Genomic DNA, 25,687 nt, shown 5'->3' on the forward strand with positions numbered 1-25,687 from the left:
CGCCGCTTCACTTTCTCCTGGCGGCCATGAGCTCGCCGGTTCAGGCAACATCCGCGGGTGAAGTTTTCAGGATCAACGAATCGATCCCACTATCTGCTGCGCTGATCTCCCATGTCGCGGCGGAGTGCAACATCCGGGTGCTGCTCATCAAAGGTCCAGCGGCGACCCTCGTCGGTGCCCGTCCCGAACGACCATCGCTCGACCTTGACGTCCTCCTCCAGCGCTCGGACTTGAACACTCTGCTGGATGCACTTGAGCTACGGGGGTGGGAGGCGAGAATCCGTGAAGTCTCGGAAGCGTTCCCGGATCACTCGACGACTCTTATCAACCCTGGGTGGCCCTCCGACATCGACGTTCACTGGAGGTTTCCGGGATTTTACGAGGATGAGTCCGAGGTCTTCGAACGCCTATGGTCAGCCAGGCAAAGCATCGAGCTCGGCGGCCGCACCGCATGGACTCTTTCGCGCAACGACGGCCTTCTCGTCACGCTCTTGCATGCATTGCGAAGTCCGGCCAAGGGTGTCCTCCATGAAGATGTCTCATTCTGCCTTCGGGAGATAACGGCATCCCCGCGGGAGCACTATGACAGGGCGTTCGAGCTGGGGGCGTTAGGCCCATTGGGGCCGGTGTTTGCGATGTTGCCGGAGACGCGGTCACTTGATCTCGGTGAGCCGCCCCTTGATTGGGTTCTGCGGACGACGGCGCAAAGGTCCGCCACGCTCCGCCTCTTCCATCTCATCGAGATCCCATGGTCCAGGAAGCCGGCAGCGCTGTGGCAAGCCTTGGTTCCCTCGAGGGAGTCGATCAGTTGGCATGACCTGGAACTTCGCGACACGAACCACTGGCAGCAAACCTCGTTCAGGTTCCGTCGACTATGGCGGAGTTTGACCGAAAGCGTCCAAACCCTGAAGGAAGTACGAGAAATCCGTGCCCGCATCCACAAATAGACGGACACGTCCGGTCCTTAGCGGCCTTCACAGTTCTGATCATCGTTGTCACTCCGAAAAGCGAGGACTCATGCGTATTACAGTCATCGGCACCGGTTATTTAGGTGCCACCCACGCCGCCTGCATGGCCGAACTCGGCTTTGAGGTGCTGGGACTAGATATAGACCCTGTGAGGGTTGCATCGCTCTCAGAAGGACTGCTGCCGTTCCACGAGCCCGGCCTGCCCGAACTCCTTCGAAAGCATGTGAAGAGCGGTCGCCTTCGCTTCACCACCTCTTACCAAGAAGTTGGAGCTTGGGGGGATGTGCACTTCATCGGCGTGGGAACTCCCCAGCGGGCCGGAGAAGGTGCTGCCGATATGTCGTTTGTAGATGCAGCCACCATTTCTTTGGCCCGCAACATCACCAAGGATTCCCTCATTGTCGGGAAGTCGACGGTTCCGGTGGGAACCACCAGGCGTCTGAAAACCCTTGTTCGTGACAACAAACGGCCCTGCGTCTCAGTGAACCTGGCTTGGAACCCTGAGTTCCTTAGGGAAGGGTTCGCCGTAGTGGACACCTTGACTCCCGACCGTCTGGTTGTTGGTGTGGAGTCGCCTGAGGACGAGGCAATCCTGCGAAAGGTCTATGCGACGGCACTCGCAGATGGCGTGCCCCTGATTACTACGGACTTCGAGACCGCGGAACTGGTCAAGGTCGCCGCAAATGCCTTCCTTGCCACAAAAATCTCGTTCATCAACGCCTTCTCAGAGGTAACGGAGGCCGTTGGGGGAGACATCCGCACGCTGGCGGATGCCATCGGCCTCGATGTGCGAATTGGACGCCGCTTCCTGAATGCGGGCATCGGGTTCGGTGGTGGGTGTCTGCCCAAGGACATCCGGGCCCTCCAGGCACGCGCGGCTGAGCTTGGCTTGGATCGCAGCATGCGATTCCTCGACGAGATGGACCAGATCAATCTGAGGCGTCGAGAGCGCGCCGTCGACTTGGCCCGCGTGATGCTTGGTTCACTTTCGCAAAGCAGGATCGCTATTCTTGGTGTTACGTTCAAGCCCAACAGTGACGACGTCCGTGACTCACCGGCGCTCGACATCGCCAACAAGCTGTTTGACGAAGGGGCCGAGGTAACGGTCTACGACCCGGCTGGCAACGTTAACGCCTCCAGACGATCGCCACAACATCACTACGTGACATCCATGGGGGATGCCGTAAAGAATGCAGACCTTATTCTTCTTCTCACCGAGTGGGATGAGTTCAAAACCCTGACGCCGGAAGGTCTTGCAGCGCAAACGGGAACACGGAAGATCATCGATGGGCGGAACATACTGGAGGCCCGCGTGTGGGAAGACTCAGGATGGTCCCTTGGCTCGATCGGCCGGCGCTACTCTGCAACTCAGGTGACCGAGGGGCCGCACAGGGAGCAACTTCAGTTGAGTTCCGGCCCTTCCGCTTAGGGCGGCTACACCGATTGCCTCGACGGTGCCGCGTGCCTCACGGTAGCGCGGTACCGTCGGCTCACCGCTGTACGACTGGCCTGTGGGGGAATTCCGAGCTTGCGGCGGACCGACGCCAGCTGGTTCCGTAGAGTCGAGTCAGCAATGCCCAGGCGGCTCGCCACTTCAATCCGAGGCAGTTCCTCGTCATCCAGGAAATAGGCATTGGCCGCTACTTCCTCAGCAGTGGTGAGGGGGACGTAATCTCGACCGGAAGCAGGATCGAACGGCAAGTGTGTTCTGTCCGCGGCAATGTTCCTGATCGCGGATAGCAGAACGGGAAGGGTGGCTGTTTCAGGTACATAGCCTCGCACGCCGAGATCCATCAGGCGCAGGACGCGGGAGCTGTGGAGAACCCCGCCGTAGACAAGCACTTTATAGCTATCACGGACCAGGTCAACTACGTTCTCTTCAAGCTCTGGCAACGTCCCGTCCACCACGGCCACCTGACCTGGGGTCACGGTGGGCAGCGACTTTGTAGCCCATTGGATAAGCGCAGTGAATTGCCGATGCCGGCTGAGGACTAGTATTTGGGGCAACTCTGTGACTTTCTGTCTTGGGGAGCAACTGTTCAGGACTGGCGGTGTGCAAACATCGGCCCGGCACTCCGGTATCTGGTGTAAGCGGCCCTACGAAGTGGCTTGCTCCGTGGCGCCTGACGTTAGGGGCTTCGGCGCAGCTCGAATGAGATCAGCAAGTTGTTTTCTAGTGGTTGTATCGGTTTTCCGCAGTGCGTTGGATATGTGGCTCTCCACAGTCCGGATGCTGATGCCGAAGTGCTCGGCGATGTCATGGTTGCTTTGCTGCCCGGCGACGAGGGCAACCTCTATCTCCCTCATGGTCAAGGAAGAGCCGGGAGGCTCTGATCTGAAATTGAACAATGTCCCCACCATGCGGAAGCGGGCGGTGAACTCCTTGGCTGCCCTTCTCATCTCGCTCGCAGCAGCAGGCTCGCCGCTGAGCTGGCACCGCTGCTCCGCTCCGCGAAGAACCATCGCGACTTGGAACGTGTCTCCATCCAGCACATAGGTGTCAAGCAAATGCCGTAGGCGGGGAAGGTCCATCTCTATGGCTGCGCCGGCAATGGTGAGGAGCTGATCGTGGACCGTGATCCCGCGGTCCTCCAGGATCTTCTGGAGAAGCCTCCGGACACGGGGGCCCGGGAGGAGCCCCAGAGCGAAAAGCCCCGTATGCATCGCTTCGAAAGTAAAACCGCGCGCCAGCGACTTCTCGATGATTCGGCTGGCTCTTTCGTCAAAGGCTTTGGCGCTGGCGGGACGGCTGGCAGCGAGGTCGTGCAACCCGGTTCCTAAACCAGGGAACGGTCCAATGTCGCGGCCCTGAGACCCCGCTGCCACTCCATGGGAGGTTGCCGGAACAGCGTTTCGCAGGGATGAAAGACGCAGCATGGCCACGTGCAACGAATCCACAAGAAATCCCGGTTTACCCAATGAAAAGGCGCGACCCATGAGATATTCGGCTTCATCGAACAAACCATGGTGAAGGAGGGCGAGGGCTGCTATGTAACTCTGACTTACGAAAGCAAACTGATCGAAGTCCTGTAAGGCCTTTTCCCGGCAGTCGAGTGCCATGACCAGCGCCTCCTCTTCACGGCCACTCGAGAGCATTGCCATTCCGCGAATGAAAGACTCGAAGTTAGGAAAACTGCAGGCCTCGTTTGCTGAGTCAAGTGCGCTTAATGCTCCTTGGGGGTTGAGCCGGTATAGCTCCAGCATCCCCATCATGGTGGGGATGATGCCGCCCTGCAGCCCAAGGCCCGTGGCATCGGCGAAAACATGATGGTCGCTGGGCATGCCGCTATGGTTTGCGGTCAGGAATGCTGCGAACGCTTTGGCTTCGTGCAGTAGGCGTGGTTCTTTGGAGGATAGAGCCTGCATTGTTGCAATAGCGCCGGCCAAGTCTTTTTCGTGTGAGAACTGCCACCAAGCCAAGGACATGGTGAAGAAGAAGAGGTCTTCTGATTCACCACTTTCGGTGTCAGTTCGCCGGAGAACCTCTTGGATTCGGTGAGGGTTGGCGGGCGCCCCCCAATAGACACTAAGTACCGCGACAGCATTGGACAGGCTGCGATCGCGTACCCATGTTTGGTAGCGGTTTTCTTCAAAGGAGTCGCGCCGCTGCTGGAAGTACCGGGTGGCAGCCGCGTGGTTGCTGCCCATTTCCGTGCGAAGCACGGATACCGAGGCAGACAACATGTCATCTGTGGGCGCTGGCGCAGGATGATCGCCCGCTTCTGCAGCGACATGATCTGATACTGCGCTCTGGAGTATTCTCCTGGAGCTGAGCGTGTGGGCGCGAAGGTAATCGTCCACTATTGGTGGAAAGACAGCCGCAAGGAGGGTCTCGTCCGGGCCTTCTATTACCGAAAGCAAACCGTTGTATTCAAGGTTATCGAGGACGTCCTCGCCTACTTCTGCCACCAAGCGGTCAACCGGGCTGGGTCCAAGAAGTGACATCTTGTTGAGTGCCCGGACTTCTTCCGGCCGCAACCCCTGAAGCAGGGCTTCCACTGTGCCGTGAAGGTGTTCGTTCATCAACTTTGTGCCGTTCAGACACCATCGGCCGTTCTTGAGAATCAAGCGTTCACTGAGGACCGATGTTTGGATGATCCGGACTGCCAACCGTAGATTGCCGCCGGACTTACTCAGAACACGCGCTACCACGTCCACTTCGGCGGGGTGACCAAGGGTGTTCAGAATGAGTTTGCTGGTTTGTTCGTATTCGAGTGGCGGCAGGGAGACAGTTGCTTCGGGAATGCTCCCCAAGTAGCCGGAAGTTCTGGACTGGAACGGCCGATCGTTCATGGTGGTGATCAGCGGAACATTGTTCCTTCTCCGCAGGACATCAACCACTGCCAATGACTCCCGATCCAGGTTCTCCAGATCGTCGATGGCAATCAGATGCACCCCGGACCTGGCCATCTGGACCGAAAGGAGGTCCACGATGCCGAGAATTCCGATTGTCCTGGAACGAAGATCCAAGCCCAGAGAGAGAACGCCTGCAAAAGGCACTGCCGCAAGAGCTGGTGCAGCGAACATGGTGTAGACCGTGGCCCCGTCTTCTTCCAGTTTCGCAACGACGCTCTTGAGGAGACTGGTTCGGCCGCTACCGGGTGCGCCGACGATTCTCACGCCCAGACCCTTGGAGACGTAGTCCAAGACGATATTTATCTTCTGCTTATGCAAACTGCTGACCCCTTATGGAAAAGGCTGTTCGACCACTTGGCGGTGCCAAAAAGCCTTTGTGCTGTTCGATCTGCCTGGTTCGTCCGAGCCCCGAAACACCTCCGCCTCTTTTGCCGTAATCACTCAACCCTCAAGTGTCGCGATGGCTGGATTCGTGTCGTGGAATCGCCGAGATTCCTTCTGTGAGGGGCCCGCACATCCGGACTGATAACGAATGTGGGGTCGCTGGAGTCGCCGTTGTCGGTCACGGGAGGCGCGGGGAAGCCCGGGAAGGCCTGCCGTGGAAGCCGGCACGCGTTTGGAGCACGACCAACGCCGGAACGACACGGCGAACGCCGGGAAGACGGCGCGGAAAATGACGATGCCTCAGCAGCTTGTTGAAGCTGCTGAGGCACTTAAGTAGACGTAGGAGCCCGCACTAACTCTCGGCGAGCTTCTTCAGATGATCCGGCAGCCGGTTTCCTGGTGCCCGGCCGCGGATTTCCAGGAGTTCGCGGGCATGGGCATGCAACTTCCTGTCCTCGTCAGACACGGGTACCCAGGGCGGGATGGGGACTGCCGTCCCTGTTTCGTCGCGCGCCACCATCACCGTGAGGCAATACGTGGTCAGGTTCATTTCGCGGGTTTTAGGATCACCGGAGCGCACGTGGACCGCGATATGCATGCCCTTGGCACCGGTGTACACGAGCCGCGCTTCTACCTCCACGACGTGGCCTATCAGCAGGGGCCGGTAGAAGCGGACACCCCCGGAGAACACGGCCACAGTGTCTTTGCCGCAGTATCGGGAGGCGCATACGTATGCGGCTTCGTCGATCCACTTCATCACGATGCCGCCGTGGACCTTGCCGCCCCAGTTCACATCAGTGGGGGACGCCATAAACCGCAGGACGACGCGCTCGGCTGTTCCGGCGTCGGTATATTCCTGGGCGTTCATCGCGTTGACGATCTGCTCGCGGACCTCGATGCGAGCCAGCGCATGGTCGCGCTGCTCTATTTCCTCGGGTGTGGACGGCTCAAACTGGGGGACAGGAATCGGCTTCCCGTCGGGTCCGACGGCCACGAAGATCACCATGCACTGGCTGTGCATTGTTTCCGGCCCGCCTTTGGGATCGCGGGAACTGACCACTGTGTGGATGTGCATGGAGGACCGGCCGGTGTAGACGATGGTGGAGGTCACTTCCACCATGTCGCCGCTGTTCACGGGGTCTGTGAAGTGGATGTTTCCCACGTACGCCGTGACGCAATACGCCTTGGCCCAACCAACCGCCGCGGCATACGCTGCTTTGTCCACCCACTCAAGGACTGTCCCGGCGTCGACGGACCCGCTGTGTCCGATGTCCATGGGAGCCGCCAGGAAGCGGAGGGTCACTGAGTTGGCGGCATCATCGCTCATGGTGGCAGTTTACTGGCGGCAGGTTTCTGTTACGTGACTAAGACTGACTACTGGCGCTGGATGCCGAGGGTCGCAATGAGGTCCTCATGAAGTTCGAACCATGCCCGATGGAAGGAATCGCGATCGGTGGCGGTGAGCCATGCCGTGTCCTGGACCGCGTGCTTCAGCGCGAGCAGCAGGCGCTCGGAGTAGCCGCCGAAGCGAGGCAGCAAACCGGTCAGCTGCGCATCGATGGGACGCCACGACGCCAAGGCGCCTATCAGGACATCCATGGCGTCTTCACTGGGCGATGTCTGCAGCTGGATGGCGCTGCAGGCAGCCACAACTCCGGTGTTGATGTCCGCGAAGTCCTCATGAACGGCCAAGACTGCGATGCGCGCACCGGTGCGGTCCAGTTCTTCGGCCAGTAATCTCTGGTTCTCAGCCCTCCCGAGGCTCGACAGGGACCAACCGCTGGTCCCCGCGAAGGTGCTGTGCGAAACCAAGCCTTTCACACCGGCGTCGATGAGTTGGGACTCCACCAAACCGGGGTCTTGCGAGAAGCGGGCCGCAACCGTTGGGGTATCTGCGAAACCAAGCAGGCGGACGGCATGCAAAGTGAGGAGCGTCATTTGGTATCCATCAGGGTGACGGTTCCCAGTGATCCATCAACGGCCAACGTTTCCCCGTCAGCGAGCAGGTTCAGCGCATCACGAATACCCAGCACGGCCGGGATCCCGAACTCGCGTGCGACGATCGCAGCGTGCGACAACATTCCTCCGGTCTCCGTGACCACCGCTGATGCCATGCCGAAGAGGGGCGTCCACGCGGGGTCGGTAGTGCGGCAAACCAGTACGTCGCCGGACTGGAAGCGCGTGAATTCGTCGGGGCCGTGGATGAGCCGGGCAGTGCCTCGGGCTGTACCAGTGCTGGCGCCCACGCCGGTGAGGAGGGTCATCATCAGGCTATTTGTACCACCGAAAGCTGCAGAAGCACGGCCCCGGCACCAACATCTGCCTGACAGCGCCCGCTGGAACGGCGCCGTGACCTGGATCGCTCTCTCACATCCTGGCCCTTAAAGCCGGATGCTCTCTCACTTTCCTGAAGAGAGTGAAAGAGCATCGGGCTGAAGGGCGTGTTATCTGAGAGAGCGTCCGGGGGTGGGGGGGTTACGCGAGGACGCGCAGCTTGGAGCTTTGACGGCCGAACAGTGCGGCGTCAGCGGAGATCCTGCCCGCGCCGGCCAGTGCGAGAGCCAATGCGGCGCCTGCAAAGAGCAGCACAAGCTCGTACCCGCCATTACCGACGAATACGCCGGCTGGGGCGTGCACCAGGAAGAGCGCGCCGAGCATGTTGACGGCCAAAAGGGCAGCAAAGACGCGGGTCAGAAGGCCGATGATCAGGGCGATGCCACCCACAAGCTCGAGCGTGGCGACGATCGGGGCCACAGCGGAAGCGCCGGGCACTCCCATCTGCGTGAAAGAGGCTTGCGTGCCGGCGATGGTGAATTCGTTGAACTTCTGCCAACCGTGCGCGGCGAAGAGAAATCCTGCGATAACACGCAGGATGGTCAGGGCTGTGGTGGTCAAGCTGGACTTGTTCATGTCTACAACCCTTCCGAAATTAAGTTGAAGTGTCAACTAATCATGGCTTTTTATGACCAAAGCCTCAGCTACCGAGGCCGCTTGCGCGGCTTTGCTTGAAGCCACGGCTGGAGGAGCCTGGTGGTGATCGGCAGGAAGATATACGTCATCAAAGGCGTCAGGATGACGATGTTGAGCAGCACCGACAACACCAGTGGCCAGTCCTGGGTCAGGGGGTGCAGTAGGAAATTTGCCAGCAGACTGAGCGGGAAGAAGGGCAGGAAGATGCTGATGGCCTGCTTCCAGCGCGGCGGCACCACTGTTTCGGGCACAACCACCGAGACGTCCCCGGGCCGCGAAAACCATCCTTCGATGCCCGTGTGCCGCTCCACCCGCGTGGTCTCCATCATGTCCCTGGCGCTATCGATCCACCAGCGACGCTCCTCGGAGTCCTCCCACTCCTGCAGTGAATCGGCGTCCGCGAAGCGGTAAAGCATGTGCCATTCAGCGGAGTCCACCCCATTGCGCACCCAGCCGGATCCCAGATATCCAGGCCATTCGCGGGCGAGCTCCTGGCCTGCATGGGCCCAAGCATTGGCCTGCCGGGTATAGCCGGGAAGAATGGTGCGGGCTACGGAAACGGTGACGGGTTGCTCGTGAGACACCGCCCAAATGTACCCGGCCCGCGCCCGACTAGGCTTGTTTAGTGCCTCAAACCACAACCACCACACCCCGCTCCAACGCCCGCGAGATCCTGCGCCTGGCCGTCCCTGCCTTCGGCGCGCTCATTGCCGAGCCGCTGTTCTTGCTGGCTGACTCCGCAATCGTGGGGCACCTGGGCGTCGACCAACTGGCAGGTGTTGGCCTTGCATCCACCATCCTGCACACCGCCGTGGGGCTCATGGTCTTCCTGGCATACTCGACGACGCCGGCAGTCGCCCGGGCGATCGGCGACGGCAAGCTGGGGAAGGCTTTGGCAGCAGGGCGCGACGGCGTCTGGCTGGCACTGCTGCTCGGGCTGGCGCTCGCCGTGGCCGGTTTCGTTGCGGCCGAGCCGTTGGTGGGGTTCATGGGAGCTACTGGCGACGTGCAGCAATTCGCCGTCGATTACCTTCGCTGGTCCATGCCTGGCTTGGCCGCGATGCTCCTTATCTTTGCTGGCACGGGCGTCCTGAGGGGGTTGCAGGACACCCGGACGCCGCTGGTGGTGGCAACTGCGGGCTTCGCCGTCAACATCGCCCTCAACGTGTTCTTCGTGTACGGGTTGAATATGTCCGTGGCTGGCTCCGCGATTGGCACGAGCATTGCACAATGGGCCATGGCCGCCGTCTACTTGGTGATGGTCGGCCGGAATGCGCGGCACCACGGAGTGTCCCTCAAGCCCGACTGGCACGGCGTCCGGGCCATGACCAAGGTGGGTTCGTGGCTCATGCTCCGCACGCTGAGCCTTCGCCTGGCAATCCTCGCAACTGTCCTCGTGGTGACCGCCCAAGGCGCCGTGAACCTTGCGGCACACCAGTTGGCCATGACGATTTTCTCCTTCCTCGCCTTTGCCTTGGATGCGCTGGCCATTGCGGCGCAGGCCCTGATCGGCAAGGAACTCGGCGCCAGGAACGCAGAACGCGTGCGTGAACTGACCCGCACCATGATCCGCTGGGGACTCGGGTTCGGTGTGATCACCGGCGTGCTTCTGGCCATTGCGGCGCCCTGGGCCGGATACCTCTTCACCTCCGACGCCGGTGTCCGGTCAGCCCTCACCGTCGCCCTCTGGGTCCTCGCCGTGGGGCAGCCCCTGGCTGGCTACGTGTTCGTCCTGGACGGAGTTCTCATAGGCGCCGGCGATGCACGCTACCTGGCGATTGCCGGCGTCGTAAATTTGGTGGTCTACTTGCCGTTGCTGGTGGTCATCCACCAAACAAAGCCCGACGGCGAGGCGGGGCTCCTTTGGTTGTGGGCGGCGTTTGCGCTGGGCTACATGCTGGCCCGCGGCGTGACTTTGGGGCTGCGCGCGAGGACCGATCGGTGGATGGTGCTCGGTTCGCACTAAACTGGACGGGTGACTCTCCCAGCGACTCCTGCCCAGTCTCCTTCTGCCTCCGCGGCTGAACTCTGGAAACCCGTGCTGATCCGCGCGACGGTTGCACTGTTGTTCGGTGCGGTCACCATCTTTTGGGCTTCGCCATCCGTTCACGTCATGGCGTGGGCTGTGGGGCTGTACCTGCTGGCGACTGCAGCGGCTGTGTGGATGTCCCGCGCATTGCCCGTTGCCGTGCCGGTGGTTGTTGCGCTCGGAGGCATCGGCGCGTTGGTCACACAGTCTGACGACGGGGTTGCCCTTTCGGCCATGTTTGCATTGCTGGTGCTGGGCCTCCTTGAGTTCGTCCATGGCCTCCGGAAGCGGGACTCGTTGGCGCGTGACTGGCTCATCTCGGGCGTTATTGCTGTGGGCACTGCGGTGATGCTGCCGTTCTTCACGTCGCTGGGCGCGCATGCACTGTTGGGCGTTGCCGGTGGCGGGGCCATCATTTCCGGTGTGCTGTGGATCCTGTCCGGCCTGACGCTGCGGCACGACGCACGGACCGCTGCCGGAGGCCCGGCCCAAGCTGCTGCGCCCGGCGCTTCGCCTGAGGCCGTAAACTAGGAGTTGGACGTTCTACTCGTTGTAGAACTTTTACTGACCGGCGGACACGAACCGCCATCATTGGAGGAATGACCGTGGCAGACCAGACACCAGGAGAACCGCGCAAGATGCGGACCTCGGTCAAGGGACCCCTCATGTTCTCCGCGTTCTTTGCAGTACTGGCCTTTGTTGCCGTGCTCATTTTCGCGTCCGGCGGAAGCGCACGTGCCCCGCGCTTCGACCTCGCCTTCACTGGCGCCGGCATCGCGTTCATCGTGAGCCTCGTTGTGGCCGCCATGCTGTCCATGAGCCACAAGGAGAACGCCGACCACCTCGGCAAGGGTTCCGGCGTCAACCTCAGCTCCAAGCGTCCCGGCCACGGCGGTCCTGGTGGTCCGGATGACGGGACTGAAACGCCCGACGACGGCCGCTGACTTTCCGGCGCTTCCTCACCTTAGTGGGGGAGCGCCTTTTTTGTGGGGTGTCGGATTTTCTGCGTGACGTGCTGAGCTTGGTGGAGCCCTCCGGTATTACTCGCCCTCGGCGGCCTTTCTTGCCCGATATGCCGCGACGTGGGCGCGGTTGGCGCAGTTGCCGGTGTCGCAGTAGAGCTTTGAGCGGTTGCGGCTGAGGTCCAGAACCACGGCGTCACAGTCGTCCGCGGCGCATACGCGCATGCGCTCCATCTCTTTGCTGCGGATGACGTCGATGATGGCCATGGCAGCTTCAGTGCCCATCCGGTCTGCCAGGGGCGCTTCCGGCGTGGTGGCGTGGAGATGCCAATCCCAGTGATCATGTTTCACGAGCTGGGGGAGCGCCTTGGCGTCGGTGAGCAGCTTGTTGACGGACTTGGCCGCAGTGTCTTCGTCGGCGCTCCAAAGTGCAGCCAGTTCGCTGCGCAGACGCTTAATGCTGTTCAGTTCCGCAGGAGTATTTACCCGTGAGCCAGTGAACTCTTCGGCGTCCAGGAATGAGTCGAGGTCCTCCACCGTGGCCAGGAATTCCTCACCGTTGGCGGCAGTGTTGATGAGATTGACGACGCTACGAAGGGCAACCTCGGTGTCAGGCGCAAAAAGCACTTTGACTCCTTACATGTTTCGGGAGTACTGTCATGACCATAAGCCCACTTTACTCCTGACAGGAGGCTGCTGTGTCAGCTCCAACGACGAAGGCTGATGCAAAGAGTTTCCTGGCATCGGGACTCGGCATCGCACTCTTTTCTTCCGCCGTTTTCGGCACGTCCGGCTCGTTTGCCAAGTCGATGCTGGAGACCGGTTGGTCACCCGGCGCCGCGGTTGCCGTGCGCCTCACTGGTGCCGCACTGATCCTGGCGATTCCCGCCGTCGTGGTTCTTCGCGGCCGCTGGCACCAACTCAAGGACAACTGGCTCACCATCCTGCTGTTCGGGCTCATCGGAGTGGCCGGCTGCCAGCTTTTCTACTTCAATGCTGTGGCCCGCTTGTCCGTGGGCGTAGCACTACTGCTGGAGTACCTGGCTCCCGTGATGATTGTGCTGTGGCTCTGGATTGCCAGCCGACGGCGACCCCGCGCACTCACCGCTGCCGGTGCCCTGTTGTCCCTGGGCGGCCTGGTTCTGGTGCTTGACCTGACCGGCGCCGTGAAGGTCGACTTCATCGGAGTTCTTTGGGGTATGGCCGCCGCCGTCTGCCTGGTGATCTACTTCTTCATTACCGCGAAGGAGAACGACTCTCTGCCTCCACTGGTGCTCGCCTCCGGGGGTCTGTTTGTGGGAGCGCTGGTCATATGGCTCGTGGGCCTGTTGGGACTGCTTCCCATGAGTTTCAGCACCGCCGACACGACGCTTGGGCCGTGGACCACTCCCTGGTGGGTCTCCGCCGTCGGGCTTATCATCCTGGCCACAGTGCTGGCGTACGTTTCCGGAATCATGGCTGCCCGCAGCCTGGGTTCGAAGGTGGCGTCGTTCGTATCCCTGACCGAAGTGCTCTTCGCCGTGATCTGGGCCTGGCTGCTTTTGGGTGAACTCCCCGGGCCAATTCAGCTGCTGGGCGGCCTGCTCATTGTGGGCGGCGTGGTCCTGGTACGCGTCGATGAGCTGCGCGGAGATCGAAAGGCAGACCGGGCATCTCAGGAAGTTACCCGGGTTCTGGATCACCCGAACGACGTCGAGCCCGTCCCCACCGGGCGGGCCGCGAAGGCGCCCCACAACTAAGCGCCACAAACAATGCTTCCGGGCAACCGGGCCGCGGGATTCCCGGAGTTGTTCGAGCTCCTCGCCGTACAACGGCAACATGGACGAACAAGGCCGGGTTTCGGCGCCCTTAACAGCGAGAACCCCGGACGCTGCTGCGTCCGGGGTTCTTCCAACTGTCTTAGTTGGAGGCCTGCTGCTGCTGCTCAGCGTTCTTCTGAGCGCGATCGCCGGCTTCGCGAAGTGCGTCGGCAACCTTCTTCAGGTTGGAAGCGTGCTGGCTGTCCCACTCGCCGCGGAACTTGTCAGCGTCCGGGCCCTTCCAGTCGGTGCCGTCAAGTGCGCCCTTGAGCTGTGAACGCTGCTGCTCGATGTTCTCAGCACCGGCCTTCAGCTTGTTACCGAGCTGACGAAGCTGATCAACATCTGCACCCCAAATAGCCATGAGATTCTCCTTCATTATTTCGGACCCGAGCTCTTCGGCATCCCCAGCGGCCTCCGGCTCATCCGGAAGATCCAATAGCTAAAACCTATCCCGGGAATCCAAAAACCGTCGATGGGCACCCCTCCCCATGGAGCACTGCCCATAGTTAGCATGGGGTTATGTGCCGCAATATCAGGACCCTGCATAACTTCGAACCGCACGCTACGAGCGCCGAAGTGGAGGCCGCTGCCCTGCAATACGTGCGCAAAATCAGCGGATCCACCAAGCCCTCCAAAGCCAATGAGGAAGCTTTCGCGGAGGCTGTCCACGAGATCGCCCATATTACGCAGCATCTCCTGGACTCCTTGGTGAGCCACGGCCCGGCTAAGAATCGTGACGAGGAAGCCGCCAAAGCCAAGGCCCGGGCTGCGGTTCGGTTCGGGACTGCTTAGAGCCCCGGCCGCAAATGTAGCTGGCAGTAGTGGTTGTTCTAAAGGGTCAGAACAACCACTACTGCCAGTCAGTTGGGTCTACTTACCGAACGAGCGCAGCCTCAGCGAGTTCGCTACTACCAGCACCGAGCTGGCTGCCATTGCTGCGCCGGCGATCATCGGGTTCAGGAACCCGAGTGCTGCCACCGGGATGCCGATTGCGTTGTAGAAGAACGCCCAGAACAGGTTGGTCTTGATGGTGGACAGGGTCTTGCGGGACAGCTCAATCGCCTGCACCAGCTGACCCAGGTCACTGCCCATCACCGTCAAATCCGAGGCTTCTATCGCCACATCCGTGCCGGATCCCATCGCGATTCCAAGGTCCGACTGTGCCAAGGCCGCGGCGTCGTTCACGCCGTCACCGGCCATGGCAACCGTCGCACCGGATGCCTGCAGCTTCCTGACCGCCTCAACTTTCCCCTCCGGCAGTACGCCGGCGAACACGTCGTCCGGTGAGATCCCGACGGCGGCAGCCACCTGGGCGGCAACTGCAGCATTGTCGCCGGTCAGCAGGATGGGCCGAATTCCCATTCCCTTAAGCTTCTGTATCGCAGCTGCCGAGCCAGGTTTGATGGTGTCGCTCAGGCTCACGATTCCGGCGGCCTTGCCGTCCACCGCAACCCAGATAGCAGTGGCGCCGCCGTTTTCTTCGGCCGTGAGGGCTTCCCGTTGGCTTGAATCGAGCGGGATGCCGTTCTCCTCCAGCCAGCCCGAGCGTCCGACGACCACCATCTTGGAGACCCCGTCAACTGCAACGGACCCCCTGACGCCGCCGCCGGGAGCGGAACTGAAGCCGTCAACACCAGGGAGAGTGCCGGCGTCGCGCATGGCGTCCTTCGCCGCGGCCGCAATTGCGTGCGCGATCGGATGCTCTGATGCCGACTCAACCGCTCCGGCCAACGTCAAGACGGTGGCCGGCGAGTAGCCGTTGAGGCCCGTTGTGTGGTCCACAGCGAGCTTGCCACTGGTCACGGTGCCCGTCTTGTCCAGCAGGATGGTGTCCACGTGGCGAGTGTCCTCAAGAACCTGAGGGCCCTTGATGAGGATGCCCAGCTGAGCTCCGCGGCCCGTCCCCGTCAGTAGCCCGACGGGAGTTGCCAGGCCCAGGGCGCAGGGGCAAGCGATGACCAGGACGGCGACGGCGGCGGTGAAGGCTGCGTTGAGGTCGCCCGAGAAGAACAGCCACAGAAGGAACGTGGCCAAGGCGATAACCAGGACAATCGGGACGAAGACAGAGCTGATCCTGTCAGCGAGCCGCGCAATGGGCGCCTTGCCCGTCTGCGCCTGACTGACCAGACGCCCCATCTGGGCGAGCGTAGTGTCGGAGCCCACGCGGGTGGCCCGGACCAGCAGCCGGCCGGAAGTGTTGATGGTAGCGCCCGTCACCAAGCTGCCCGGTCCAACCTCCACCGGCACCGATTCGCCCGTGACAAGTGAGGCGTCGACGGCGGATGCACCGTCCGTGACCACGCCGTCGGTAGCGATCTTTTCGCCCGGGCGGACAACGATGACGTCGTCCACGAGGAGCTGATCCGCGGGAATCTTCTGCTCGACGCCATCCACCAGGATGGTTGCATCCTTGGCGCCCAGATTCAGCAGTGCCTTGAGGGCATTGCCCGCTTTGGCCTTGGCGTTGGCTTCAAGGTAGCGACCCAGAAGCAGGAACGTTGTGACCACCGCAGCGACCTCAAAGTAGAGGCCACCACCGGACATGTTTTCCATGCCGGGGTGTTCGGTCATCCGGGGATCCACAAAGAGTTGCCACGCCGAATAGAGGTAGGCGGCGATGACGCCAATGGAAACGAGCGTGTCCATGGTGGAAGCGAAGTGCCGTGCGTTGATGGCCGCTGCCCGGTGGAAGGGCCAGGCCGCCCAGCTCACCACTGGTAGGGCAAGCGCACCTACAACCCATCCCCAGTTGGCGAACTGCAACGCGGGGATCATGGAGATTGCGAACACGGGGATGGTCAGGAGGGCCGCGACGATCAGGCGGGGGCGCAGTGTAGAGGCTGCTGGGCCGTGGGCCATGTGGTCTTCGTGTGTAGCGTGCTCGCCGTGCTCGCCGTGGTTGGCTTGGGCGGCGAAGTCGGCGCCGTGCTCTGCATGCTCGGTCGTGCCTCCCTTAGACGCATGCTGCCGCACGCCGCCGGCTTCGCCGCGTGGCATCGTTACAGCGGCGCCACGTTCGTGGGTTTGTTTGGTGGAGGTGTGTCCGTGGGCCGCCGGGGCTTGGCGGACGGTGGCTTTGTAGCCGGTGGCGTTGACGGTGTCCACGATCTGCTGATCCGTCACTGATGCTGGGACTGTGACGTGGGCTGATTCGAGGGGCAGGTTGACGCTGGCCTCTACACCCTCGAGTTTTCCCAGTTTTCGTTCCACTCGATTGACACACGAGGCGCAGGTCATGCCCTCGATGTCCAGCTCGATGACCCTGTGTGCGGGTTGGTTGAAAGTCTCCTGGCTACTCAAGAGGACTCCTAAGCTTCGTTGGCTACCACCAGGTAGCCGGCTTCTGCCACGGCCTCGCCAATTTCCGACGGCGAGAGCTCCTTGGTTGAGGTGATGGTCACAGTGGACAGGCCACCGGGGTTGAGATCCACTGCCACGTTTTCGACGCCGCTGAGCGATTCGATTTCTTCGCTGACGCTGGAGACACAGTGGCCGCAGGTCATACCCGAAACGTTGACGTTGGTCTGGATGGTCTGGCTCATGGCGTGCTCCTTGGTGATGAGTTGAATGGTGTGGTGGTTGGTGGCGGAGTTACCGCAGCAGGCGCCCGATGGCATCGGTGGCCTCCTTCACTTTGGCGTCGATCTGTTCGGCGCGGGCTTCGGGATTGGGCTCGGAGGCTGCACCCACCACACAGTGGCCGATGTGCTCTTCAACGAGTCCCAGGCTGACCGCATGGAGTGCCTTGGTTGCGGCTGCTACTTGGGTGAGGATGTCGATGCAGTATTTGTCGTCCTCCACCATGCGCGCAATACCTCGGACCTGCCCCTCAATCCGCTTCAAGCGTTTGAGGTACGCGTCCTTGTTGCTGGTGTACCCGTGGGGTGCGGCGTGCTCCAGATCCACCTCGATGATGGGTGCATCCGGATGGCTCATGCTCAGGTCTGGCGTGCTCATAACTCGAAGCTATACCCATAGGGGGTATCGCGTCAAGTACCCCCTGGGGGTATATAGCCCGAACCTCGGCTGCGCACCCGTCGAGTCGCAGGAAGCCAAAGGACTAGACCAAAACGCGATCTAGGTATAGACCAAAACACCTTAAAATTGGATTCTTGTTTTGCAATGCAAACCTTTTGGTAAATGTGCTTCCGCCCACACCTGCGCGTTCATAGTGTTTGGTCTCATAGCCGCGGAGGGGGAAATCCCGCGGAACCCAACATTTCTCCATGGAGGACACTTGAAACTCGCACGCTCCGCCGCGGCAATAGCCATCGCAGCGCTCGCATTGACCGCTTGCGCTCCGCCCACGTCAAACAATGCAGCCTCCAGCTCGGACGAGCAGACGGGCACTGTCCGCGTTTGGCTCTTCTCCGAGGTCAACCAGGATCCCAAGTCCGCAGTGGTCAAGGAAGCCGTTACTGAATTCGAAGCGGCACACAGTGGTGCCAAGATCGACGTCCAGTACATTCCAGTAGACAGCCGCGCCGAACGCTTCAAGGCCGCGTTCAACGATCCTTCCAGCGCCCCGGACGTGGCCGAGTTCGGCAACACCGACCTCGCCAGCTACGTTGCGTCCGGCGGCTTGGCCGACGTCACCGAGGACATCACGTCCTGGGATGAGGCGAAGGACCTGGACCAGAAGATCCTGGACACCACCGAGATCGATGGCAAGAACTACGGTGTGCCATGGTTCGTCGGCGTTCGTGCCCTCTACTACCGCACTGACCTCCTGCAGCAGCTCGGTCTTGAGGTACCCAAGACCTTGGATGAGATAGAAACCGTTGCCCGCGCCGTTCGCGCAGCAAACCCGGAGCTGCTGGGCATCTCCGTCGGCGGCGCGGCGCAGTTCTCTGCCATGCCGTATCTGTGGGCCAACGGCGGCGAGATCGCTACGAAGGAAGGCGATACGTTCGTTGCCGGCCTGGACTCCGCTGAGTCCCGCGAAGGCGTCGCAGCCTACTCTCGCCTCCTCAAGGACGACATCTGCCCGGCCCAGACCTGCGCGGAGTTCGGCGGCAACGCCAGCGTCCAGCAGTTCATTGCAGGCAAGTCGGCCATGACCATTGGCGGCGACTTCAACTACAAGGCCGTTGCGGCCAGCGCCATTAAGGACAAGTTCGCAGTGGTTCCGGTTCCAGGGAAGACTGCAGGCTCCATCGCGCCGGCCTTCGCCGGCGGCAACAATCTGGGTGTCTTCAACAGCAGCGAACGCCGCACCTTGGCAGCTGACTTCGTGAAGCTCCTGGCCAGCAAGAAGTATCAGCAGAAGATGTTCGATTCCATGGGCAACCTCCCCACGTTCAGCGATGTCCAGAAGTCCGTGGCGGAGAACAACAAGCAGGTTGAACCGTTCATCAACACCCTGGCCGCCGGAACCAAGTTTGTCCCGGTAACTGAGAGCTGGTCCACCATCGATGCCCAGGGTGTCTTCACCGGCATGTACCAGAAGGTGGTCACGGGCAAGGCTGACGTCAACGCCGCAACCACTGAGGCCGCAACGGCAATGAACACGGCATTCGGGTCCAAGTAATGCGCTGCGGCCCATCACAAAGTCCAACAACCAAAGGCGCATCATGACAGCGCTCACCCCGGTTCTGCCTGAGACACCGCAGGGCGGTACGCCAGGCAAAGGCCCGACGACGGCGACCCGCAAGTCCCGGCGTTTCACCAACGGAAAGCGCGGTCTGGAGCCCTGGCTCTATCTTGCCCCGGCCTTCATCGTCCTGATCGCACTGCTCGGCTACCCGATCTTCCAGCTGATCAACGTCTCCCTGTATGACTACCGCCAGGCGCAAGTCAGCGGCAAGGCACCCCTGAATTTTGTGGGTCTGGAGAACTACCAGAAGCTCTTCGCTGATCCGCAGTTCTGGACTGTTCTAGGCAACACGGTGGTCTTCGCCACTGCCTGCGTGGTCTTCACCTTGCTGGTGGGCAGTTCGTTGGCGGTGCTGGCCACCAGGCTGCGCCCGTGGGTCCGTTCGATGCTGTTCGTGGTGTCGCTCGGTGCATGGGCTACCCCGGCCGTCACGGGCAGCGCGGTGTGGTTGTTCCTGTTCGAGCCCACCCTGGGCCTGGTCAATAAGACGCTGGTGGCCATCGGGCTGACGCAGTTCGAGGGCTACTCATGGACCTACGACAAATGGTCGGCCTTCGGACTTGTAGCCAGCGAAGTGGTGTGGTGCTCGTTCCCGTTCGTGCTGGTCACGGTCTACGCAGGCATCCAGGCCATCCCCATGGAGGTCATTGAAGCCGCCAGAATTGATGGCGCTTCCATGCCCCGCATTGCCCGCAGCATCATGCTCCCGATGCTCAGGCCTATCGTGATCGTGGTGACCATCCAATCCATTATTTGGAACTTCAAGATCTTCTCGCAGATCTACATCATGACCAACGGTGGCGGGATCGCCGGCCAGAACCTGGTGCTCAACGTCTACGGCTACCAGCAGGCGTTCGCCGCGAGCCTCTATGGCCTCGGTTCCGCGCTCGGTGTGATCATGACCGCGCTGCTCATGGTCATCACGCTGGTGTACCTCCGGATCCTCAAGAGAACAGGCGAAGCCCTATGACCGCCGTCGACGTTTCATCAGTCCCGCGCCGAACCACTAAAGCCGAGGCTCCGCAGAAGCTGCGCAAGCAGGGCAAGCGTCGCTTCGGGGCGGATGCCGCCGCGATTGTCATCGCGCTGATCGTTGCCTTTCCGCTGTTCTGGATGGTGCTGTCCGCGCTGAAGCCCAAAACAGCGCTCGACGCCGGTGATGCGGCGCCGTACACACTGGAACCGTCGCTGGACTCGTTCGGGCGCGTCCTGGGTGTGAACAATTTTGGCCAGTATTTCCTGAACAGCGTGATCGTGGCGCTGGTGGTTGTGGTGCTTTCCACCATCTTGGCGTTCCTCGCGGCTGTGGCGTTGACCCGCTACAACTTCAAGATGCGCACCAAGCTGCTGATCATCATCCTGGTTTCGCAGATGGTGCCTGTGGAAGCCCTGACCATTCCGCTCTTTTTCCTGCTGCGCAATGCCGGTGAGGCCATCCCGTTGGTAGGCCTGAACCAACTGGGCTCGCTGGTGTTGGTCCATGTCGGCTTCAGTATTCCGTTCGCCATCTGGATGCTGCGTGGTTTCGTGGCCGCTGTTCCGCTGGAAGTCGAGGAGGCTGCCCGTTTGGACGGCGCCAGCAGCTTCCGCTTTGTCCGCTCCATCCTGTTCCCTTTGGTGGCGCCGGGTGTGGTGGCATGTTCCGTTTTCTCGTTCATTTCCACGTGGAACGACTTCCTGTTCGCCAAGACCTTCATCATTTCCGCCCAGGAGAATCAGACGCTGCCCATGGCTTTGCTGACGTTCTTCAAGCCCGACCAAAACGATTGGGGAGCCATCATGGCCGGCTCGGTCATCATGACCATTCCAGTGCTGATCTTCTTCGTATCAGTCCAGCGCAAGCTCGTGTCCGGACTGGCCGGGGCGGTGAAGGGATGAGCGCGTTTCACCAGTTGATCCCAGCCCCGTGGTCCTTCTCCGCAGGCACGGGCGAGTTGGAGCTCGACGCCGGCACTTCCGTGGGTGCCGACCCTGAACTGCGCGGTCCTCGCCGCTGGCTCACCCGGGCTTTGGGCGGAGCTACGGGTTGGGACCTGGCTCCCGCGCCTGCTCGTGAGGCGGGCATCCGCCTCCTGCTGGACCCTTCGCTGGACGCCGAGGCCTACCGCTTGGAGGTGAGTGACGCCGTCGTGATTTCTGCGGGTGGCGCCGCTGGCGCTTTCTACGGCGCGCAGACGCTATTGCAGTTGTTGGGACCAGCGGCGTTGAGGCAGGCTCCTGTTGTTGCTGTTGAGGGATGGTCGGTTCCCCGTGTGTCTGTGGAGGACAAGCCGCGATTCGGCTACCGCGGGACCATGCTGGATGTCGCGCGGCACTTCATGCCCAAGGACAACGTGCTCCGGTTCATCGAGGTGATGGCCATGCACAAACTCAACGTTCTTCACCTGCACCTCACGGACGATCAGGGCTGGCGGATGCAAATTAACCGCTACCCCAAGCTGACCGAAACTGGTGCGTGGCGCCGGGAGTCGTCGCTTGGTTCCTGGCGCGCAGGAGTATTCGACGGCCGCCCACACGGTGGTTTCTATACGCAGGACGATCTCCGGGAGATCGTGGCGTTCGCCGCGGACCGGCATATCACTGTCATCCCGGAGATCGATGTTCCGGGCCACAGCCAAGCTGCCATCGCGGCGTATCCGGAGCTCGGTGCGGGCCCGGCTGATGGTTCATCTCCTGTGGAGGTATGGACGCGGTGGGGCATCAATGAGACCGTCTTGGAAGTCTCCGAAACCTCGCTGGAGTTCTACCGGAATGTCCTGGACGAGGTGGTGGAGATCTTCCCCTCCCCGTGGATAAGCCTGGGCGGCGACGAAGTGCCACTCACGCAATGGCAGGCGAGTGCCCAAGCACAGGCAAAGGCTGCAGAGTTGGGCTTGGACGACGTTTCCGGCTTGCACAGTTGGTTCGTCGGGCAGCTGGCGTTGCATCTGAAGCACCACGGCCGCGCCACGTCCGTGTGGGACGAGATCGGCGACGGCGGCCTTCCGGACGGTGCGCTTGTGGCGTCCTGGCGCGGGTACGAAGGCGGGATTGACGCCCTGCGCAAGGGCTACGACGTTGTGATGTGCCCTGAGCACAAGCTCTACCTGGACCACCGCCAGGCCGACGGTGACGACGAACCCGTCCCCGTTGGTTTCGTGACCACCTTGCAGGCTGTCTACGAGTTTGAGCCGTTGCCAGGAGTTGAAGGCACGGACTTCCCGGGCAGGCTCCTAGGAGCCCAAGCCAACATCTGGAGCGAGCACTTGGATTCACCGCGCCGCGTGCAGTTCGCAGCGTTCCCGCGCCTCAGCGCCATCTCCGAAGTGTTCTGGTCCAACCCCGCGGGCCGGGACTACGATGAGTTCCTGACCCGACTCACAGGTGCACACTTGGCGCGGCTCGAGGCCATGGGCGTGGAGTATCGGCCTTTGTCCGGTCCCGCGCCATGGCAGCAGCGGCCGGGTGTGGAGGGTTGGAAACGCGATTACGACGCCGAGCAGCTCGTGAGGAACTGAGTGACTACTGAAGGCAAGGATGCCCGCAATTCCTCGGCATCGCTGCGCAAGGCACTGGCTTTGCTGACTGTGGTGGCCGAGGAACCAGGCAATGGTGATGGGCTTGCACTCGTGGAGCTCACCCGGCTCTCCGGTCTCAACAAGAGCACGTTGTTGCGTTTGGCTGCGCCTCTGCTTGAAGAAAACCTGCTGGAGCGTGACCACGAGACAGGCAAGTTCCGCCTGGGCCATGGCTGTTTGCGGCTGGGACAGTCCTACCTGGATCGCGTGGATCTACGCAGCGTGGCCAACGGCGAACTCCGGACTCTCATGCGTGCCACGGAAAGCACTTGCCATTTGGTGGTTCTTTCCGGGCACGACGTTGTCTACCTGGACAAAGTGGAGGACGAAGCCACGGTGCGCATGGCGTCGCGGGTGGGCGCCACCATGCCGGCCTATTGCACTGCAGTTGGGAAGGCCATGCTCGCGTTCAGTCCGGAGGAAGTGGTGGGACCGATCCTGGCAGGAAACTTGGAACCCCTCACGGACAAAACCATCACGGACCCGACACTGCTCCGAGCTGATTTTGAAGCCATCCGGCGGCGCGGGTATTCCATTGATGACCGGGAGAATGAACCGGAGGTTCGCTGCGTTGCCGCCCCGATCTTCGGGCATGACGATCACGTGGTGGCAGCGCTGTCTGTCTCTTCCTTGTCCTCCCGGATGACCGCCAAGCGTGTCCGTGAAGTCGGGCCGATGGCCGCAGAGACAAGCCTCCGGATTTCCGCCAAGCTGGGCTCCCGGCGGGCGTCTGCGAAGTTGGCGAAACTCGCATGAGTATTACTGCATCTGAATACTTTCGCGCGAAGCTGGAGTGCGAGATCGACGTCATGGAAGTGGCAGAGTCAGCGCCCGGCACCTGGATTGTGGTGGATACCCGCCGCCAATCCTCATGGGACCACGGACATATTCCAGGCGCCGTACATATTCCGACCGCACAGATACCGGCCCTCGCGGAGCAACTTGTCCCAGCCGGCTCCCGAGTGGTGGTCTATTCCTGGGGCCCAGGGTGCAACGGCAGCACGTTCGCTGCGCTGGCCTTCGCGGAACTGGGGTATTCGGTGAAGGAAATGATCGGCGGAATCGAGTATTGGATCCGAAACGGGCTCCCCGTTGAGACAGCCGCGGGGCCCGTACAAGGTGCACCGGATGCGCTGGTGACAGCACACACGGCCTGAGCTGAAACGGGGGAATGATGGCTGTTTTCGTACTGATTCACGGCGGTGGTTCCACGGCATGGGACTGGCATCTGGTGAGCCCGCTGCTCGAAGCGTCCGGGCATGGCGTGGTTGCCGTCGACCTGCCCATCGAAGACAAGAACGCCGGGCTTGAGGACTATACCCGCGCTGTGACGGACGCGGTTGGCGATGCCGAGCACACCATCGTGGTGGGGCATTCGCTGGGTGGCTTCACGGCGCCGTTGGTCTGCGACGAACTCCACTCCGACGGCCTGGTGTACCTCTCGGCCATGATTCCGATGCCGGGCGAGACCTTCGGCGACTGGTGGACCAACACGGGGCATGATCGAGAGGCCATCCCCGAAGAGGCGTACTTCAACCTGGTCCCTGAAGATTTGGCACAGCAGGCCACTGACCGGGAGCGGGACCAGCAAGGCGCCTGGATGTCAGGACCCTGGCCTGGCCGTCATCCGGACGTGCCCACCCTGGCCATCCTGTGCCGTGACGACCAGTTTTTTCCAGCGCCGTTCATGAGGCGGCAGGTACAACAGCGGCTTGGGATCGAGCCCGTGGAAATCCCCGGGGGCCACTACGCCACCCTGAGCCACCCGGACGCTGTTGCGGCGGCCCTCAACGATTTTGCCCAGCGGACGGCGCGGGAGCGGTCCTAGCGAACCTGCCAACGTGTGGATCGATGCCGACGCACCCAGAGTTCGTTGGCGAAATCCCCAACGGCCCCTACCCGACCGTCTCCAACGCAGCCAGCTCGACGCGGGACGTCAAAGCCAACCGCCACACTCTCGCGGATCCTCGCGGCCTCATCGCATGCGCTCGCGTTGGTGGCGCCCAGGAAGATGCCGGGAATCCAGAGGAGTGGGTTATCCCCCTGGCGGCCAGCGCTAGCCCTTGCAGGGGTCGGCACCCAGGTCGCTGCCCTGCCGTAAAAACTCTTTCGCATCCAAAGTCCGAAAAATCACTCACATGTTACCTAGGTGAACGGCAAAGTCTGGGTAGTTCTAGGACCTCTGCGGGCCAGATTCACACTTCGTAGTTAAAAAAGCGCCATCTGAGGATGATTGCGCCGATCGATGAGCCATTGTTGAACGCGGTAGCTGAGAGTTTGTCCTGAGAAGTGATGAAAGAGAAAATGACTATTAATGACCACATGAATTCTGGCGTATCTCGCAGAACTATCACGAAAATGTCCGCCTGGAGTGTTCCGGTCGTCGTCGCAGCCGTGGCCGCACCAGCGGCAAGCGCTTCTCAGCTTCCTGAGATTGATCTCGCGACAACGATTGGGGATATCCAAGAGGTTCCGCCAATCACAACTTTCGATACAGAGTCAAATGAGGAGGTGCGGGCCTTCTCGGAGTTCACCCAACCACTCACAGCTACTGCAACATTTACCAACAGCTCAGCGGTGATATTGCCCGCCGGTACCCATTTTGCGGTGACTTACATTGGCCAGAATGTTTCAACGAGAACGAATAGAGAGTACACGCCGCTGGCTGGATACGAGGTTGTCGCTTCTTCGCTTCTCGCCAGCGAGTACACCTATACAGGAAGCACGGCCGAAGTCGTTTCATCGACAGGAGGGTCAGATGTCATCAGAATCGTTGAAAACTACACCCTTCTCCGGCCCTTCCTTCCGAGCGAGTCATTTACCGTGACGTTCAGGGTCTACACTCAACCGGTCTCAGACTCTGTGGTGAACCCGAACGGTAAATACTGGTACTACACCTCATTCCGGTCCCGAATTGACCTGGGTGCCAACGCGGGGTTCTACGAAGAAACCGATCTTTCCAACAATGAGGATATCCAGGATGTGAATTGGAAGAATAACCAGTTCGTCATTTACTACCCGTGATGTTCAGTGATTGTCCGGCCTGCTTCCGACGTGTTGTGG

At 61.2% G+C, this 25,687-nt stretch carries 27 protein-coding genes; 15 read left to right on the plus strand and 12 right to left on the minus strand.

All coding sequences use genetic code 11. From position 1 onward, the window contains the following. Window positions 1-26: 26 nt before the first annotated feature. Complete coding sequence (locus AC1RJY_RS12275) at window positions 27-947, plus strand: nucleotidyltransferase family protein (protein ID WP_210065324.1); 921 nt, start codon at window positions 27-29, stop codon at window positions 945-947. Between the two features lie 70 nt (window positions 948-1,017). Next, complete coding sequence (locus AC1RJY_RS12280; RefSeq protein WP_498602387.1) at window positions 1,018-2,397, plus strand: UDP-glucose dehydrogenase family protein; 1,380 nt, start codon at window positions 1,018-1,020, stop codon at window positions 2,395-2,397. 5 nt (window positions 2,398-2,402) lie between these two features. Here the strand turns inward: AC1RJY_RS12280 and AC1RJY_RS12285 are convergent, their stop codons facing one another. The 7 genes from AC1RJY_RS12285 to AC1RJY_RS12315 all read right to left on the minus strand — a co-directional run bounded on the left by AC1RJY_RS12285 (window position 2,403) and on the right by AC1RJY_RS12315 (window position 9,262). Continuing rightward, window positions 2,403-2,897, minus strand: a complete 495-nt coding sequence (locus AC1RJY_RS12285) for a response regulator transcription factor (RefSeq protein ID WP_210065327.1) — start codon at window positions 2,895-2,897, stop codon at window positions 2,403-2,405. Window positions 2,898-3,065: 168 nt separating this feature from the next. After that, entirely contained in the window at window positions 3,066-5,642 is a 2,577-nt protein-coding gene (locus AC1RJY_RS12290) for a LuxR C-terminal-related transcriptional regulator (RefSeq protein ID WP_498602388.1), read from the minus strand. 418 nt (window positions 5,643-6,060) lie between these two features. Continuing rightward, the gene (locus AC1RJY_RS12295) at window positions 6,061-7,035 is read right to left on the minus strand and encodes an acyl-CoA thioesterase (protein WP_011776698.1); all 975 of its coding nucleotides are present in this window, start codon (window positions 7,033-7,035) and stop codon (window positions 6,061-6,063) included. Between the two features lie 47 nt (window positions 7,036-7,082). After that, entirely contained in the window at window positions 7,083-7,646 is a 564-nt protein-coding gene (locus AC1RJY_RS12300) for a hypothetical protein (RefSeq protein WP_498602389.1), read from the minus strand. Further along, window positions 7,643-7,975 (minus strand): PEP-utilizing enzyme, encoded by a 333-nt coding sequence (locus AC1RJY_RS12305; RefSeq protein WP_051025041.1) that lies wholly within the window; start codon window positions 7,973-7,975, stop codon window positions 7,643-7,645. The genes AC1RJY_RS12300 and AC1RJY_RS12305 overlap by 4 nt, the downstream gene beginning before the upstream one ends. Before the next feature lie 208 nt (window positions 7,976-8,183). Beyond that, complete coding sequence (locus tag AC1RJY_RS12310; RefSeq protein WP_014923279.1) at window positions 8,184-8,618, minus strand: DoxX family protein; 435 nt, start codon at window positions 8,616-8,618, stop codon at window positions 8,184-8,186. 68 nt (window positions 8,619-8,686) lie between these two features. Beyond that, window positions 8,687-9,262, minus strand: a complete 576-nt coding sequence (locus AC1RJY_RS12315) for a putative antibiotic biosynthesis monooxygenase (RefSeq protein WP_014923278.1) — start codon at window positions 9,260-9,262, stop codon at window positions 8,687-8,689. A gap of 41 nt (window positions 9,263-9,303) precedes the next feature. Here AC1RJY_RS12315 and AC1RJY_RS12320 point away from each other — a divergent pair, with 41 nt between their 5' ends. The 3 genes from AC1RJY_RS12320 to AC1RJY_RS12330 all read left to right on the plus strand — a co-directional run bounded on the left by AC1RJY_RS12320 (window position 9,304) and on the right by AC1RJY_RS12330 (window position 11,651). Further along, window positions 9,304-10,644, plus strand: coding sequence for an MATE family efflux transporter (locus AC1RJY_RS12320; protein ID WP_210065331.1), 1,341 nt, complete (start codon window positions 9,304-9,306; stop codon window positions 10,642-10,644). 9 nt (window positions 10,645-10,653) lie between these two features. Then, on the plus strand, window positions 10,654-11,238 hold the full coding sequence (locus AC1RJY_RS12325) for a hypothetical protein (RefSeq protein ID WP_011776692.1): 585 nt from the start codon (window positions 10,654-10,656) through the stop codon (window positions 11,236-11,238). A gap of 68 nt (window positions 11,239-11,306) precedes the next feature. Then, complete coding sequence (locus AC1RJY_RS12330; protein ID WP_014923275.1) at window positions 11,307-11,651, plus strand: hypothetical protein; 345 nt, start codon at window positions 11,307-11,309, stop codon at window positions 11,649-11,651. Window positions 11,652-11,747: 96 nt separating this feature from the next. On the opposite strand, the gene AC1RJY_RS12335 is transcribed toward AC1RJY_RS12330, so the two are convergent. Next, window positions 11,748-12,296 carry a CGNR zinc finger domain-containing protein gene (locus AC1RJY_RS12335; protein ID WP_498602391.1) on the minus strand — a complete coding sequence of 183 codons (549 nt, stop codon included), beginning with the start codon at window positions 12,294-12,296 and terminating at the stop codon, window positions 11,748-11,750. A gap of 71 nt (window positions 12,297-12,367) precedes the next feature. Here AC1RJY_RS12335 and AC1RJY_RS12340 point away from each other — a divergent pair, with 71 nt between their 5' ends. Then, window positions 12,368-13,408: an EamA family transporter gene (locus AC1RJY_RS12340; RefSeq protein ID WP_014923274.1), complete on the plus strand. Its 1,041-nt coding sequence runs from the start codon at window positions 12,368-12,370 to the stop codon at window positions 13,406-13,408. Between the two features lie 160 nt (window positions 13,409-13,568). Here AC1RJY_RS12340 and AC1RJY_RS12345 read toward each other — a convergent pair whose 3' ends face one another. After that, entirely contained in the window at window positions 13,569-13,832 is a 264-nt protein-coding gene (locus tag AC1RJY_RS12345) for a WXG100 family type VII secretion target (protein ID WP_011776688.1), read from the minus strand. Between the two features lie 158 nt (window positions 13,833-13,990). Between AC1RJY_RS12345 and AC1RJY_RS12350 the strand changes: the two genes are divergently transcribed. After that, the gene (locus tag AC1RJY_RS12350) at window positions 13,991-14,263 is read left to right on the plus strand and encodes a DUF2277 domain-containing protein (RefSeq protein WP_011776687.1); all 273 of its coding nucleotides are present in this window, start codon (window positions 13,991-13,993) and stop codon (window positions 14,261-14,263) included. Window positions 14,264-14,341: 78 nt separating this feature from the next. Here AC1RJY_RS12350 and AC1RJY_RS12355 read toward each other — a convergent pair whose 3' ends face one another. The 3 genes from AC1RJY_RS12355 to AC1RJY_RS12365 are packed head-to-tail and all read right to left on the minus strand — an operon-like array spanning window position 14,342 to window position 17,428. Further along, window positions 14,342-16,771, minus strand: a complete 2,430-nt coding sequence (locus AC1RJY_RS12355) for a heavy metal translocating P-type ATPase (protein ID WP_498602392.1) — start codon at window positions 16,769-16,771, stop codon at window positions 14,342-14,344. 8 nt (window positions 16,772-16,779) lie between these two features. Continuing rightward, on the minus strand, window positions 16,780-17,013 hold the full coding sequence (locus tag AC1RJY_RS12360) for a heavy-metal-associated domain-containing protein (RefSeq protein WP_043471595.1): 234 nt from the start codon (window positions 17,011-17,013) through the stop codon (window positions 16,780-16,782). Between the two features lie 49 nt (window positions 17,014-17,062). Next, a complete protein-coding gene (locus AC1RJY_RS12365) occupies window positions 17,063-17,428 on the minus strand; it encodes a metal-sensitive transcriptional regulator (RefSeq protein WP_014923270.1) in 366 nt (121 codons plus the stop codon). Between the two features lie 280 nt (window positions 17,429-17,708). Between AC1RJY_RS12365 and AC1RJY_RS12370 the strand changes: the two genes are divergently transcribed. The 8 genes from AC1RJY_RS12370 to AC1RJY_RS12405 all read left to right on the plus strand — a co-directional run bounded on the left by AC1RJY_RS12370 (window position 17,709) and on the right by AC1RJY_RS12405 (window position 25,648). Further along, window positions 17,709-19,001 (plus strand): extracellular solute-binding protein, encoded by a 1,293-nt coding sequence (locus tag AC1RJY_RS12370; RefSeq protein ID WP_011776684.1) that lies wholly within the window; start codon window positions 17,709-17,711, stop codon window positions 18,999-19,001. Window positions 19,002-19,044: 43 nt separating this feature from the next. Then, entirely contained in the window at window positions 19,045-20,037 is a 993-nt protein-coding gene (locus tag AC1RJY_RS12375) for a carbohydrate ABC transporter permease (protein ID WP_498602393.1), read from the plus strand. Continuing rightward, window positions 20,034-20,945, plus strand: a complete 912-nt coding sequence (locus AC1RJY_RS12380; RefSeq protein WP_011776682.1) for a carbohydrate ABC transporter permease — start codon at window positions 20,034-20,036, stop codon at window positions 20,943-20,945. The genes AC1RJY_RS12375 and AC1RJY_RS12380 overlap by 4 nt, the downstream gene beginning before the upstream one ends. Next, complete coding sequence (locus AC1RJY_RS12385) at window positions 20,942-22,564, plus strand: beta-N-acetylhexosaminidase (RefSeq protein ID WP_011776681.1); 1,623 nt, start codon at window positions 20,942-20,944, stop codon at window positions 22,562-22,564. The genes AC1RJY_RS12380 and AC1RJY_RS12385 overlap by 4 nt, the downstream gene beginning before the upstream one ends. After that, entirely contained in the window at window positions 22,565-23,380 is an 816-nt protein-coding gene (locus tag AC1RJY_RS12390) for an IclR family transcriptional regulator (protein ID WP_011776680.1), read from the plus strand. After that, entirely contained in the window at window positions 23,377-23,781 is a 405-nt protein-coding gene (locus AC1RJY_RS12395) for a rhodanese-like domain-containing protein (RefSeq protein WP_210065341.1), read from the plus strand. Before AC1RJY_RS12390 ends, AC1RJY_RS12395 begins: the two co-directional genes overlap by 4 nt. Before the next feature lie 17 nt (window positions 23,782-23,798). Continuing rightward, window positions 23,799-24,452, plus strand: coding sequence for an alpha/beta fold hydrolase (locus AC1RJY_RS12400; RefSeq protein ID WP_498602394.1), 654 nt, complete (start codon window positions 23,799-23,801; stop codon window positions 24,450-24,452). Window positions 24,453-24,928: 476 nt separating this feature from the next. Further along, window positions 24,929-25,648, plus strand: coding sequence for a hypothetical protein (locus AC1RJY_RS12405; RefSeq protein ID WP_498602395.1), 720 nt, complete (start codon window positions 24,929-24,931; stop codon window positions 25,646-25,648). Window positions 25,649-25,687 lie beyond the last annotated feature (39 nt).

It is taken from the genome of Arthrobacter sp. GW822-FHT05G07 (assembly GCF_058799755.1).

What these genes read in the sequence shown, in the direction of transcription:
- AC1RJY_RS12385 (WP_011776681.1), top strand. Translation starts at nt 20,942, where the DNA reads ATGAGCGCGTTTCACCAGTTGATCCCAGCCCCGTGGTCCTTCTCCGCA.
- AC1RJY_RS12350 (WP_011776687.1), top strand. Translation starts at nt 13,991, where the DNA reads ATGTGCCGCAATATCAGGACCCTGCATAACTTCGAACCGCACGCTACG.
- AC1RJY_RS12305 (WP_051025041.1), bottom strand. Translation starts at nt 7,975, where the DNA reads ATGATGACCCTCCTCACCGGCGTGGGCGCCAGCACTGGTACAGCCCGA.
- AC1RJY_RS12330 (WP_014923275.1), top strand. Translation starts at nt 11,307, where the DNA reads ATGACCGTGGCAGACCAGACACCAGGAGAACCGCGCAAGATGCGGACC.
- AC1RJY_RS12405 (WP_498602395.1), top strand. Translation starts at nt 24,929, where the DNA reads ATGACTATTAATGACCACATGAATTCTGGCGTATCTCGCAGAACTATC.
- AC1RJY_RS12400 (WP_498602394.1), top strand. Translation starts at nt 23,799, where the DNA reads ATGGCTGTTTTCGTACTGATTCACGGCGGTGGTTCCACGGCATGGGAC.
- AC1RJY_RS12275 (WP_210065324.1), top strand. Translation starts at nt 27, where the DNA reads ATGAGCTCGCCGGTTCAGGCAACATCCGCGGGTGAAGTTTTCAGGATC.
- AC1RJY_RS12395 (WP_210065341.1), top strand. Translation starts at nt 23,377, where the DNA reads ATGAGTATTACTGCATCTGAATACTTTCGCGCGAAGCTGGAGTGCGAG.
- AC1RJY_RS12375 (WP_498602393.1), top strand. Translation starts at nt 19,045, where the DNA reads ATGACAGCGCTCACCCCGGTTCTGCCTGAGACACCGCAGGGCGGTACG.
- AC1RJY_RS12380 (WP_011776682.1), top strand. Translation starts at nt 20,034, where the DNA reads ATGACCGCCGTCGACGTTTCATCAGTCCCGCGCCGAACCACTAAAGCC.
- AC1RJY_RS12345 (WP_011776688.1), bottom strand. Translation starts at nt 13,832, where the DNA reads ATGGCTATTTGGGGTGCAGATGTTGATCAGCTTCGTCAGCTCGGTAAC.
- AC1RJY_RS12295 (WP_011776698.1), bottom strand. Translation starts at nt 7,035, where the DNA reads ATGAGCGATGATGCCGCCAACTCAGTGACCCTCCGCTTCCTGGCGGCT.
- AC1RJY_RS12310 (WP_014923279.1), bottom strand. Translation starts at nt 8,618, where the DNA reads ATGAACAAGTCCAGCTTGACCACCACAGCCCTGACCATCCTGCGTGTT.
- AC1RJY_RS12365 (WP_014923270.1), bottom strand. Translation starts at nt 17,428, where the DNA reads ATGAGCACGCCAGACCTGAGCATGAGCCATCCGGATGCACCCATCATC.
- AC1RJY_RS12300 (WP_498602389.1), bottom strand. Translation starts at nt 7,646, where the DNA reads ATGACGCTCCTCACTTTGCATGCCGTCCGCCTGCTTGGTTTCGCAGAT.
- AC1RJY_RS12360 (WP_043471595.1), bottom strand. Translation starts at nt 17,013, where the DNA reads ATGAGCCAGACCATCCAGACCAACGTCAACGTTTCGGGTATGACCTGC.
- AC1RJY_RS12280 (WP_498602387.1), top strand. Translation starts at nt 1,018, where the DNA reads ATGCGTATTACAGTCATCGGCACCGGTTATTTAGGTGCCACCCACGCC.